The sequence below is a fragment of the Geomonas limicola genome (genome assembly GCF_014193675.1).
Taxonomy (GTDB): Bacteria; Desulfobacterota; Desulfuromonadia; order Geobacterales; family Geobacteraceae; genus Geomonas; species Geomonas limicola.
The window spans coordinates 52235-64969 of the sequence record NZ_BLXZ01000005.1 but is presented as its reverse complement, the minus strand read 5'-3'; the positions used below and the strand labels follow the sequence as shown (position 1 = coordinate 64969).

The 12735-nt window shown below is 62.6% G+C and carries 9 protein-coding genes; all 9 read right to left on the bottom strand.

Annotation, left to right across the window (positions count from 1 at the left end; translation table 11 throughout):
• Nucleotides 1-20 precede the first annotated feature (20 nt).
• The 9 genes from H7688_RS12960 to H7688_RS12920 all read right to left on the bottom strand — a co-directional run bounded on the left by H7688_RS12960 (nucleotide 21) and on the right by H7688_RS12920 (nucleotide 12734).
• Nucleotides 21-1205, bottom strand: a complete 1185-nt coding sequence (locus H7688_RS12960; RefSeq protein ID WP_183361548.1) for a GumC family protein — start codon at nucleotides 1203-1205, stop codon at nucleotides 21-23.
• A 10-nt stretch (nucleotides 1206-1215) separates the two neighbouring features.
• Nucleotides 1216-4191, bottom strand: coding sequence for an SLBB domain-containing protein (locus tag H7688_RS12955; RefSeq protein ID WP_246329801.1), 2976 nt, complete (start codon nucleotides 4189-4191; stop codon nucleotides 1216-1218).
• Nucleotides 4192-4715: 524 nt separating this feature from the next.
• Nucleotides 4716-5231 (bottom strand): KdsC family phosphatase, encoded by a 516-nt coding sequence (locus tag H7688_RS12950; protein ID WP_183361547.1) that lies wholly within the window; start codon nucleotides 5229-5231, stop codon nucleotides 4716-4718.
• Between the two features lie 147 nt (nucleotides 5232-5378).
• Entirely contained in the window at nucleotides 5379-6344 is a 966-nt protein-coding gene (locus H7688_RS12945) for a KpsF/GutQ family sugar-phosphate isomerase (protein WP_183361546.1), read from the bottom strand.
• 260 nt (nucleotides 6345-6604) lie between these two features.
• Complete coding sequence (gene kdsA / locus H7688_RS12940; protein WP_183361545.1) at nucleotides 6605-7423, bottom strand: 3-deoxy-8-phosphooctulonate synthase; 819 nt, start codon at nucleotides 7421-7423, stop codon at nucleotides 6605-6607.
• 142 nt (nucleotides 7424-7565) lie between these two features.
• Nucleotides 7566-9170 (bottom strand): CTP synthase, encoded by a 1605-nt coding sequence (pyrG, locus tag H7688_RS12935; RefSeq protein ID WP_183361544.1) that lies wholly within the window; start codon nucleotides 9168-9170, stop codon nucleotides 7566-7568.
• Nucleotides 9171-9411: 241 nt separating this feature from the next.
• Nucleotides 9412-10176, bottom strand: a complete 765-nt coding sequence (kdsB, locus tag H7688_RS12930) for a 3-deoxy-manno-octulosonate cytidylyltransferase (RefSeq protein WP_183361543.1) — start codon at nucleotides 10174-10176, stop codon at nucleotides 9412-9414.
• Nucleotides 10177-10369: 193 nt separating this feature from the next.
• The gene (locus H7688_RS12925; protein ID WP_183361542.1) at nucleotides 10370-11605 is read right to left on the bottom strand and encodes an EAL and HDOD domain-containing protein; all 1236 of its coding nucleotides are present in this window, start codon (nucleotides 11603-11605) and stop codon (nucleotides 10370-10372) included.
• 58 nt (nucleotides 11606-11663) lie between these two features.
• On the bottom strand, nucleotides 11664-12734 hold the full coding sequence (locus tag H7688_RS12920) for a protein-glutamate methylesterase/protein-glutamine glutaminase (protein WP_183361541.1): 1071 nt from the start codon (nucleotides 12732-12734) through the stop codon (nucleotides 11664-11666).
• Between the last annotated feature and the right edge of the window lies 1 nt (nucleotide 12735).

The window sequence follows — 12735 nt, the reverse complement described above, 5'->3', positions numbered from 1 at the left end:
TTCACGCGGGTTGGGTGAAGCTACTTGAAACTCAGCGCCTGATGCTTGAGATGCTGGAGCGCCTCGCGCTCCTCGTGGGGGAGGCGTTCCAGGAACTCGAGTCCCAGGACCAAGAGGACCGAACCGAGAAACGCCACCAGGGTGCTCATCAAAACCAGGACCGAACGCCGGGGCCGGCTGCGCAGGTCCGGTACCACCGCCTCGTCCAGGATCTGCAGGGACGAGGAATCCTTCGCATAGTTCAACTTGGCGAGTTCGTACTGCTTGGAGAGCTGCTCGAAGATCGCCTCCTGCACCTTCAGCTCGCGCAGCTTCCTGGCGTACTCGAGCCCCACCTGTGGGACGCTCCCGATGGCCGGAACCGGTTCTCCACCCGAGCTGCTGCCGGCAGCGCGGGAGAGCTCGGCCCTGAGTCGGTTCACCCCGGCCTGCAGCGCCTGCACATCGGGGCTCGCGTCGGTCTGCGAGTGGCGCAGGACGGCAAGCTGCACCTCCTTGTTGGCGATCTCGGCCTTGAGCCGTACCACCCCGGAGACCGAGGCACCTGCCTGGGCCTCCAGGCGCACGATCTTGCTCTGCTGCGAGAAGTTCTTCAGGTCGTCTTCCGCTCGTTTCAGGTCCTGCTTCACCACCTCGAGCCGCTTCTCCAGAAAGAGCTTCTCCGAACCCGCCTTGGAGATGTTCAGGCGCACCAGGGTCCGCCCCAGCTCGTCGGCGTAGGTGTTGGCGAGCTGGGCGGAGAGCCTTGCCTCCGGCGCTTCGGCGGTGATGGCGATGATGCCGTCTTTCCCCACCTGCGCCTTCACCGAGTGTTCCAGCCGCGCCCAGGCCTGTTTCACCGAACCGACACCGTAGACCCGGGTGAGTCCGAGTCGCTGGATTACCGATTCGCCGACCGAGCGGCTCTTCAGGATCCCCAGGTAGAGTTCGCTGTCGATGCCGCCGCGCCCGGCGCCGGCCAGCATGGCGAGGCCGCCCATCTGGCTCAGCATCGAGCTGATCCCCCCCGTCTCCTTCTGAGGCGGGAGCACCTTCACCGTCGCGCTGTAGACGCTGGGGAGCGTCAGGCTGTAGAGCGCCGAGAGGAGAGCGGTGGCAAGGCAGATCGCCGCGATCAGTTTCTTACGCCTGGTCACCACCCTCAGGTAGCCGAGCACCTGGAGCAGCAGCTTCTCTTCGCCTGGCTGGATCGGCTGTTCGCTCATGACCGGCACCTTAGAACTTGAGCCCGGCGGCCACCAGGACGCCCGCGGTCACCGCTATGTTCCCGAGCACCTGGGCGATGTCCTTGATGTCCCTAAGCCAGGCGGTCTTCTCGTACTGGCGCGGCACGATGACGGTGTCGCCCGAGTCGAGGTGCTTGCGCCAGAACGAGTTGAAGAAGAGGAAGTGCCCGGAGTTCTTGCGGCTTATCACCGATCCGTTCACCTTGACCACGTAGACCTCGCTTAAGTCGGCGTCCCCGGTGGCGCCACCTACCTGGTCCAGGTACCACTCGACGCTCTTCTCCCGCTGGCTCACGATGGAGTTCTGGTTGTAGACGTCGCCGATCACGTTGACCGTGCCGGGATCGCTGGGGACCGTGAGCCGGTCGCCCCCCTGCAGCTCTACGTCGTAGACGCTCCCCTTAAGATCCTCGAGCGAAGCTATCTCGATGAGCACCCGCCCCTCGGCCCTCTTGGTCTTCAGGACCTCGACGCTCTGCATCAGGGTCTCCAGGGTGGTCTTGGTGGAGGCGACCTCTTCGGGGGAGGCCGCGGTCTGGGTGATCTTGGTCTGCAGCTTAATGATGTCCTCCTGGGCCTTGCTGAGCGCCTCGTCCATGCGCTGCTGCTGCAGGCGGCGGGCGATCTCGCGGGTAAACTTGGCACCTTTCAGGTAGGCGAGATCGGTGAAGCCACCAGCCCGCTCGATAACCGAGCTTAAGCGCTCCCCCTTGAAGATCGGGTAGACTCCGGGGAAGCGGAACTCCCCCTTCAAAAGGACGTAGCGTTCGGTCGACTCGGACCAGTTCGGAATGCGCCTGACCGAGAGCTCGTCGAAAGGCTGCAGCTTGATGTTTTCCGCCCCGCCGGCCAGCGCCTTTTCCAGGTCGACCTGGATCGAGTAGGAACTCACCGAATCGCCGCTGCGCTTAAGCCGCGTGACCTCGGCGTTTTTCAGGTAGGCGTCCATCTTCACGTTGCCGCCGGCCATCAGCAGGTCGCGCACCGTCATGTTCTGGAAGTAGCGCTTCTGCCCGGGGCGCTGCACCTCGCCGTTGATGCGCACGAAGGGGAGCTCCTCCATCTCCTTGCGCGAGAAGACCCGCACCCGGTCGAACTCCTTCAGCTCGAGATCGTTGCCCGGATCCTGGGCGAGCGCCTTGCTGAGGTCGAAGAAGATCACCTCGGGGTGCTGGTCCGGCGGGCAGAGCCGGATAATCTGCCCGGCCTGGCCGTAGTACTCGGGGAGCAGGTTGTCTTTGGAAAGGAGCGCGCTCACCCGCATCCCGGGCTTCAAGGCGACGTCACCGGGGCGCAGCACATGGCCGGAGAGCCTCACGTAACCGTGCAGCACGCCGTCGATGGGGAGCACCTGCACCACGTCGTGATCCTGGACCGCGAAGCTGCCGGCCTGCTGGTCGATGTCGCGGTTCCCGTTCAGGTCGAGGTTTATGTCGGTGACCATCTTCTTGTCGTGGGCCTGGACCCGGTAGACCTGGACCCGCTGCAGGTAGCCGCTTGGGTTGATGCCGCCGGCCAGGTCGAGAAGCTCCTTCAGGGTCCGCTCCCCCTTGAGCTCGTAGATCGCCGGGCGCCGCACGTTCCCCGCCACCCCGGCCACCGGCCCGATCACCGGGACCAGCACCGTGTCGCCGGGCTGCAGGCGGATGTCCTTTCCCTTATCCCCCTTCAGGAAGAACTGGTAGAGGTCGACCGTTTCCACCACCTCCCCGCCGCGGTTGATCTGGATGCTGCGCAGGCTGCCGCTCTTGGTCGGTCCGCCCGCCAGCACCAGGGCGCTTAAAACCGTGGAAAGCGAGTTCACGTTGTAGTCGCCGGGGCGCTGCACCTCGCCCACCACGTAGACCTTGATGGAGCGCAACCGCCCCATGTTCACGTTGAGGTTGAAGTTCTTGTAGACCTTCCCGATCGCCGCCCGGAGCAGGATGGGCAGCTGGTCGAAGCGCTCGCCGGCCACCTTTACGGCGCCCACCCGGGGGAGCGTGATTTCACCGGCGCGGTTCACCTCGATGTTGTAGACCCCGTCAAAGCTTCCCCAGACGGTGAGTACCAGCCGGTCGCCGACGTTGACGCGGTAGTCCGGCCCGACCGGGATATCGGTAAGTGGCGAGAACTTCGGGTATTCCTGGCGAAAGAAGCTGTAGCCGAACTGGGTGAGTGCACCGGTTCCGTAGGGCTGCGACTTGGCCTTTTCGGCCGTGACCGGGGTTTCGCTGAGCGTACGCTCGATGCTGGAGAGCCCCCGCAGCGGGTCCCGCCGCGTCAGTTTTTTGAGGGCTTTCAGGTCCCCCGCAGCAGGCTTCTCCTTGGCGGTGTCAGGCGTCTTTTGTTGCGGAGCTTGCACCGGAGTCGCTTGGGTCGCGTCTTTCTTCTCCTTGGAGAGACTCAGCGGGCCGCGCGGCTGGTAATCGTCGTCCAGGTACGGCATGGGGAGGAAGTCCTCCTGGTCCATGGGGAGTTGGGAGGGCTGGAAATAGTTGCGCGAGCCGTTGGACCCGAGGAACTGCCCCTGGCTCCCAAACTGGCCGGTCCCCGGAAGGCCCGACTGGGCCTGGCCAACCGGGTACTGCTGCCCCTGCTGCGGCAGAGTCTGGCCGATCCCCTGCGGCAGTTGACCACCGAAAGACTGCTGCCCCTGGAGGTACTGCTGATAGAGCTGGTAGTCCTGTTGGAACTGCTGGTACGGGTTCGGCATCTGGCCCGACAGGTCAAGCGAATCCGAAGGGGAGAGGTCAGCCTGGGCATCGTACCCTTCGCCTTCCGATTCCGAGGGATAGGCAGAGCCGTACCCCTGGTCCGAACCGGGAGGCTGGTTGCCGGCGTCCGGAGAGCCTTCCAGGCCGGATCCGCCCTGCCGCTGGTTTTGGTAGGGGAAGAGCGCTCCCTGGTCGACAGAAGGATCTTCCGTGAAACTGCTCAGGAGATTTGCTGCCCAGGACACCGAGGCCGAAAGCAGAAAGGTCAAGACAATGAACGAAGTGAGATGTCTCTTCATGCTGTGTACGATCCCCAATAGACCACCAGACACCCCAGGGCATCCGCAACGTTTACCCTGCAGGCGACTCACTCCATAGAGCGGCAACCTATACAATTTGGTTTTTCAAATGTAAAGTATTTAACCTACCTTTTTCACAACTGCTGCTGCCTCAGTGGGATGAAATCGGTGTGGCCTCATGCCCTTGCACCGCAAACCACGTATTGGTGCCATTTTAACCACAGGCGCTTTCGACAAGGACTCACAAATCGCACATATCCTCAGTAGCCGGAACGAGGCTACATTAGCCTTTGTAAATTATCGGGTATTAATTTTGCCTCATTGTCTATAACACGTACTGAGACTAATGCAAGTGGCGGAGGTGAATTTCTGCTGAGTGTGGTCAGGCGGGTGAGAGAATTGCGGACGGGGCTATGAGTGAAGGGAGTCGGTTTAGAGACAGAGGGAAAAAAAAGGGGCCCTGCAGAGGGCCCCGGTTGATTGGCTGGATTTTCTTAGAGGTAGTAGCGGGAGGTTATGCTGTCCCAGGTCCCCTGCCCTTTCAGGATCAGGTCGCAGACCTCGCGGACCGCCCCCCAGCCGCCCCGGTTTTTTGAGACGAAATGGGCGAAGGGAAGCACCTCGGCCACCGCATCGGCAGGAGCGGCGGCAAAGCCGACACGCCTCAGGAGCGGAATGTCGATGACGTCGTCACCCATGAAGGCAACCTGCTCGTCGGTGAGCCCGGTGGTCTCCAGCATCTGCCGGTAGGGCACCAACTTGTCCAGGGATTTCTGGAAGACCTGGGCGATCCCCAGTTCCACCGCACGATTGGCCACCACCTGGGACTCGCGTCCCGAGATGATGCCGATCTCGATGCCGGAGCGCTGCAGCATCTTGATGCCGTGGCCGTCTTTTACGTTGAAAAACTTGCTCTCCACGCCATTGGAATCGAAGATGATGCGCCCATCGGTCATCACCCCGTCCACGTCCAGGATCAGCAGCTTGATCTTCTTGAGTCTCTCTTCCACGTGGTTCTCCATTTTAGGTGCCGTTAGGTGTGCAACAACTCGGGCGCGGGGCATCGACACCTGCAAGGCAAATCCCCCCTCAAAGGGGGGCCCGGTGCCCCAGAGGGCGGCGGGTGGCAACCTTCCTGGCTCTTCCCGGAAGCGGTGCTAGGCGATGCCTGCCTTCAGGAGGTCGTGCAGGTGCACGATTCCGACCGGTTTGGCGGTGTCGGCGCCGTCGAAAACGAACAGCGAGGTGATGGAGTACTGCTCCATCTGCTGCAGCGCACGGGCGGCCAGCTCGTCGCGGGAGATCCGCTTGGGCTTACCCGCCATGAGCGCCGAGGCCGGCAGGTTGATGATGTCGAGCCCGCGTCCCAAGGCGCGGCGCAGGTCGCCATCGGTGATCACCCCGATGAGCGCACCGTCGGCATCGGTCACCCCGGTAATACCCAGCCCCTTTGAGGTGATGGTGAAGAGCGCCTCGCCCATCAGGGTCTCGGAGCCGACCAGGGGGAGCGAATCGCCGGTGTGCATGATGTCTTCCACCTTCAGGAGCAAACGACGTCCCAGGGTTCCGCCCGGGTGGAACATGGCGAAGTCTTCCGCCTTGAAACCGCGCTGCACCAAAAGCGCCACGGCGAGCGCGTCGCCCATGGCCAGGGTGACCGTGGTCGAGGCAGTGGGGGCGAGCCCCAGCGGGCAGGCCTCCTCCTTGACCGAGATGTCCAGGAAGACGTCGCCGCTTTTGGCCAGCGAAGAGTTGGGGTTGCCGGCGACAGCAATGAGCGAAGCCCCCAGGCGCTTGATGATGGGAAGGATGCGCACCACCTCATCGGTCTCGCCCGAGTTGGAGATGGCGATCACCACGTCACCGCGCATGATCATGCCCAGGTCGCCGTGGATCCCTTCGGCCGGGTGCAGGAAGAAGGCCGGGGTGCCGGTGGAGGCCATGGTGGAGGCGATTTTCTGCCCGATCAGGCCGGATTTACCCATACCGGTGACCACGACGCGGCCGCTGGCGTTCAGGATCATCTGCACCGCGCGCTCGAATTCTCCGTTGATGGAGGCTGCCAGGTTCTTAAGTGCCTCGGCTTCGACCTCGATCACCCGTTTTGCTTCAGCTAGGATCATAACGTTTCCATTCTGTAGATAGATGTAATAACGACAGCGGGGACTGGCTCCGCAGGTGCCTGTCCCCTTTGCTAAACCTCCCTCCCCCCTGGCGGGGGAGGGTCGGGGTGAGGGGGAAGCCAAAAGAACTGACCAGGTCACTTCGTGGCAGCTTCACCTACCCCCCAACCCCCTCCCGTCAAGGGAGGGGGGAGTGGCAACAAGTCGGGACTAGGCAAGGGCGATTACTATGTGCCCCTACAGCCCCTCGGTTGATGTACCTACTTCACGATGGCGTCGATCGCCTTCAGTTTCTTCAACAGCACGGCCAGGTCGTTCAGTCGTACCGAGTTCGGGCCGTCGCACAGGGCCATCTCGGGCTCTTCGTGGACCTCCAGGAAGACGCCGTCGATGCCGGTCGCAACCGCTGCGCTCGCCAGGAACTCGACGTACTCGCGCTGGCCACCGGAAGAAGTCCCCTGCCCGCCCGGCAACTGGACGCTGTGGGTGGCATCGAAGATCACCGGGCAGCCGGTGGAGCGCATGATCGGGAAGCTCCTCATGTCGACCACCAGGTTGTTGTAGCCGAAGCTCGCACCGCGCTCGGTAAGGATGATGTTCTCGTTGTCGCAGGATTCCAGCTTGCCGACAACGTTCTTCATATCCCAGGGAGCGAGGAACTGCCCCTTCTTGACGTTGATGACCCGGCCGGTCTTGGCTGCTGCTGCCAACAAATCGGTCTGGCGGCAGAGGAACGCCGGAATCTGCAGCACGTCGAGGACGTCCGCCGCGGGAGCGACCTGCTCGATGGAGTGGATGTCCGAGAGAACCGGGACCCCCAAAGCCTCCTTCACCTTGGCCAGGATGCGCAGACCTTCGTGGAGACCGGGACCGCGGAAGGCGGTTACCGAGGTGCGGTTCGCCTTGTCGTAGGATGCCTTGAAGATGAGCGGGATCCCGACGCCGTTGCAGATGGTCATCAGGCGCTCGGCCGTGTGCAGGGTGGCACTCTCGTTTTCGATAACACAGGGACCTGCCACCAGGACCAGCGGCCGGTTCCCACCGATTTTGATGCCGCCAACCGCGACTTCACGAACCATGCAAAAATCTCCTTTAAGATGAACCCGTCAGGCTAAAGAACCGGCTCCGGGAAGACGTACGGGACCAAAGGGACATAAATGGGGAAAATGAACGGCCAAGGCCCGCATCCTAGTCCCTAGTCCCTAGCCCCTGCCTTTTCCCCTACCCTTTCCTGTTCGCCTTGGTGGCGCCGATGAAGGCCTTGAACAGCGGGTGCGGGCAGAGCGGCTTGGACTTGAACTCGGGATGGAACTGGCAACCGAGGAACCACGGGTGATCCGGAAGCTCGATGATCTCCACCAGGTCGGCCTCTTTGTAGACGCCGGAAATCACCATCCCCTTCTCGATCAGCGCGGCGCGGAAACCGTTGTTGAACTCGTAGCGGTGACGGTGCCGCTCGGAAATCTCGGTGCTGCCGTAGGCCTTCTGGGCGAAGGTCCCCTTGGTCAGCGAGCAGGGGTACGCGCCAAGACGCATGGTGCCACCCTTGTTCTCGACCCCGATCTGGGCCTCCATGAGGTGGATCACCGGGCTTGCGCAGACCGGCTTGAACTCGCTGGAGAACGCCTCCGGGAGCTGGCAGACGTTGCGGGCGTACTCGACGGCCGCCATCTGCATGCCGAGGCAGATGCCGAAGAACGGGACCTTGTTGAGACGGGCATACTCGATCGCCTGGATCTTCCCCTCGGTGCCGCGCTCGCCGAAGCCGCCGGGCACCAGGATGCCGTCCACGGTTTTCAGGTACGCCTCGGGCCCCTGCTCCTCGATCTTCTCGGAATCGACGTAGATCAGGTTGACGCGGCAATCATTGGCGATGCCGCCGTGGGTGAGCGCCTCGGAGAGCGACTTGTACGATTCCTTGAGGTCCACGTACTTGCCGACCACGGCGATGTTCACCTGGCCGTCGGCCGGGTTGACCAGCTTGTTCACCACCTGCTGCCAGTGGGAGAGGTCCGGAGCCTTGGTCCAGATGTTCAGCTTCTCGACCACCTGCTCGTCCAGCCCCTCGCGGTTCAGCGCCAGCGGCACCGCGTAGATGTGCTCGGCGTCGCGGGAGGTGATGACCGCCTTCTCTTCCACGTTGCAGAAGAGCGCGATCTTCGCCTTCATCTCCTGGGGGAGTTCCTTCTCGCAACGGCACAAAAGGATGTCCGGCTGGATGCCGATCTCGCGTAATTCCTTCACCGAGTGCTGGGTCGGCTTGGTCTTCAATTCGCCCGCGGTCGAGATGTAGGGAACCAGGGTCACGTGCAGGTAGAGCACGTTGCCTGCGCCGCGGTCACTCTTCAGCTGGCGGATCGCCTCCAGGAAGGGGAGCGACTCGATATCGCCCACGGTACCGCCGATCTCGATGATGGCGATGTCCGATCCCTTGGCGTTCTCCAGGATGTTCGACTTGATCTGGTCGGTGATGTGCGGGATCACCTGCACGGTGCCACCCAGGTAATCGCCGCGACGCTCCTTCTCGATGACCGAGAAGTAGACCTGGCCGGTGGTGAAATTGCTCTTCTTGGAGAGCTTGGCCGAGGTGTAACGCTCGTAGTGCCCCAGGTCCAGGTCGGTTTCGGCGCCGTCGTCGGTGACGAACACCTCCCCGTGCTGGAACGGGGACATGGTGCCGGGGTCGACGTTGATGTACGGGTCGAGTTTCTGAATGGTGACCCTCAAGCCCCGGGCCTCCAAAAGAGCCCCCAAAGAAGCGGCGGCGAGGCCCTTACCGATAGAAGAGACGACGCCGCCGGTTACAAAGATAAATTTTGTCTTCACGTAACAACCTCCGGTAATAAAAAAGCAGTTCAAGGTTCTATGGTCTAAGTTCTAGGTTTCCAAACGCTGGCTCCTTGAAGGGATCTCTCTATCGCAGAGGACCTGCAGCACGACTGACCTTTCTCGCTCTTGTGACGCAGAACGCAAAATATCGACGTAAGACCGCTGGCAGCAGTCTTTGAACCTGGAACATGGAACGTAGTACTTGGAACGGCTTTTAGTTTTTAGCTTGGAACAGCTTCTAGACGATTTTGTTTTTCAGCTTGGCCAACACTTTTTCCAGGTCGGCAGGGGTGTCCACCCCTATCGACTCGAATTCGGTCTCCACGATCTTGATCCGGTAGCCGTTTTCCAGAACCCGCAACTGCTCGAGCTTCTCGGCCATCTCGAGGTAGCTCGGCTCGAGCCCCGCAAAGACCGGGAGGAACTCGCGCCGGTACACGTAGAGCCCAACGTGCTTGTAGCAAAGGAGCTTTCCGGAGACGAAGGCCTCGTCCTTGAGATCGTTCCACTTGTCGCGGAAAAACGGCAGCGGCGAACGGGAGAAGTAGAGCACGTTCCCCTGCGGATCGGAAACCACCTTCACCACGTTGGGCGACAGGAAGTCGTGCAGGGTCTTGATGCGCGTTTTGAGGGTCGCCATCGGGATGGCGGGATCCTCGAGCAGCGGGGCAATGGCCTGATCGATCATGGCCGGGTCGATGAGCGGCTCGTCCCCCTGGACGTTGACGATGATGTCGGCGTCCAACCGCTGGGCCACCTCGGCCAACCGGTCCGTCCCGGTCTCGTGGGTCGCGGCGGTCATCTCCGCCCGCCCCCCGAACTCGCGGACCTTGGCAGCGATGCGCTCGTCGTCGGTCGCAACGATGACCTCGGAGACCAGCGTCGCCTTCAGGGCACGCTCGTAGACGTGCTGCACCATGGGGCGACCCATGATGTCGGCCAGTGCCTTGCCTTCAAAACGCGTGGATGCATACCTGGCGGGAATAACCGCAGCTATCTTCATGTGCTTCTCGGTCGGTGGCCGACACCCGGAGGGCTGATGGCGCACCTGATAACAGTAGTATTTTCAGGCGGTTGCTAGGCTGGCTTGTGCTACGGCTGTGGGCCGGGAAGCATAGCCCAAACTGGCTTGCGTCCCTCTCATTGGCGGGACGAATCAAGTTACATCAAAAGAAAGGATCGTGTCAAGGAGGGAATCAGAGCGCGGCGTTCAGGCGATCGGACCAGGTGATGGTTTCCAGCTGCGCGGCGAGCAGTTGGTCCAGCGAGATGCCGCACTGCTCCATGTGGCGATTGACGGCAGGAAAATCGGCCTGCTCCAGCTTCTCAGCCAACAGCAGGAGTTCACCCAGCGGGCCGGTGCGCGCCAACAGGGCGTCGCGCACGTCGTCCACCAGGTTGAGCTTGGTCACCAGTTCGGACATGGAGACCTCGAACAGGACGTCGATGAGCGAGAGGATCCCGGCCATGAACGCGCGGTCCGCCACCTCCTGGACCTCGCCCGCCGCACCGGCCTGCACCAGGACCTCCAGGAGTTTCCCGCGCATGGCGGCGATCTCGAGGAGCGGGCTCTGCGCGCCGCCGGAATCGCTGGTCGCGTAGAGCGCCAGGGTGATCCAGCGCTTCAGCTGCTCGCGCCCCAGGACCATGAGTGCGTGGCGCAGGGTCTTGATGCGCACCCTGAGGCCGATGGCCACCGAGTTCACCAGCCGGAGCAGGTTGAAGGTGAGGCCGGGGTTCTTCTTGAAGGTCTCCTCGATCTCCGCCAGGTCCGACTCGGCCATCACCTGCTGCATGAGCTGCAGCATGGTCAGCTTGCCGACGTCGAGCCGGTTCTGCTTGAGGACCACCGGGCGGGCGAAGTAGTACCCTTGGAACAGGTCGAAGCCGAGCTGCGCGCAGATGCCGTACTGCTCGGCGCTCTCCACCTTCTCGGCCAAAAGGACCAGCGGCCAGGCACGCAACCCGTCGACGCAGCGGGCGATCTCCTCGCGCTCGACACCGAGCACGTCGAGCTTTACGATGTCGACGATGTGGTAGATGGTGGCGAAATCGGGGGAATAAACGTGGTCGTCGAGTGCGAGGGTGAACCCCTGGGCTTTCAGGTCGCGGCAGCGCGCCACCACCTCGGTATCAAGGAGGATGGTCTCCAGGAGCTCGATGACCACCTGGTCCTTGGGGAGCAGTTCCACCGCGTCGCTCATCAGCATCTCGCGGGTGACGTTGAAGAACCCCTTGTGGCGCCCCAGGACGTCCTGGAACCCGAAGTCGCTCAGCGCGTTCACGATGACGCTGGCACTCGCCGCATGGGTATCGCGGAAGTTGGCAGCGGCGAGGCTCTCGGCGGACCTGAACAACAGCTCGAAACCCACGATCTGCTGGGCCTTGTTCAGTATCGGCTGGCGCCCCAGAAAGAATTTTTCCCCCGTCATACGAGCCTCGTTTCCCGTACTGTGAGGCCGGTCCCGCCGGACCGCCCCTTTCCCGTCACTAACTGCAGAGTTTCAACACTTCCCGCGAGATCGACTCGAGGGGGCGCACGTAATCGACACCGCCCAATTTGATCGCCTCGTTCGGCATCCCGAAGACGATGCAGGTCGCCTCGTCCTGCGCGATGTTCAGGGCACCGGCCTCCTTCATCTCCTTCATGCCGTGTGCGCCGTCGTCCCCCATCCCGGTCATGATCACCCCGACCGCGTTCTTGCCGGCGTAGCGGGCCGCCGAGCGGAACAGGACGTCCACCGAGGGGCGGTGCCGCGACACCAGGGGGCCGTCTTTGACCTCGACATAATAGCGCGCTCCGCTTCGTTTTAAAAGCAGATGATGGTTTCCCGGGGCTATGAGCGCGCGGCCGCGCACCACGGTGTCGTTGTCGGCCGCCTCCTTCACGGTGATCCGGCACAGGCCGTCCAGGCGCTGCGAGAAGGCGCGGGTGAACCCCTCGGGCATGTGCTGCACGATGACGATCCCCGGGCAGTCCGCCGGCAGCGACTCGAGGAACACCTTGAGCGCCTCGGTCCCGCCGGTGGAGGCCCCGACCACCACCACCTTCTCGGTGGTCTGCATCATGGCGTGGGTCTTGGGCTTCTCCATGATGACGTCCGCGGTGAGCTTGGGGGCCACGGTGCGGCTGGGGAGGTGCGAGATCTTGCGCAGGCGGGCCTGGCTGGCAGCCTTCACCGCATCGCAGATGCGCAGCCTGGACTCCTCGAGGAAGGCCTTGGTCCCCATGCGCGGCTTCTGGATGATCTCCACCGCCCCGTACTCCAGGGCCTTCAGGGCGGTCTCCGACCCCTGATCGGTGAGGCTCGAGCACATCACCACCGGAATCGGGTGCTGGCTCATGATCTTGTGCAGGAAGGTGATGCCGTCCATGCGCGGCATCTCCACGTCCAGAGTAATCACGTCGGGGATCTCGTCCCGGATCCTCTCTGCGGCGATGTAGGGGTCTCCGGCGGTGGACATCACTTCTATCTGCGGGTCGGAGCTCAGGATCTCGGCCATGGTCTGGCGAACCACGGCGGAGTCATCCACGATGAGGACCCTGATTTTTTTGGGCATG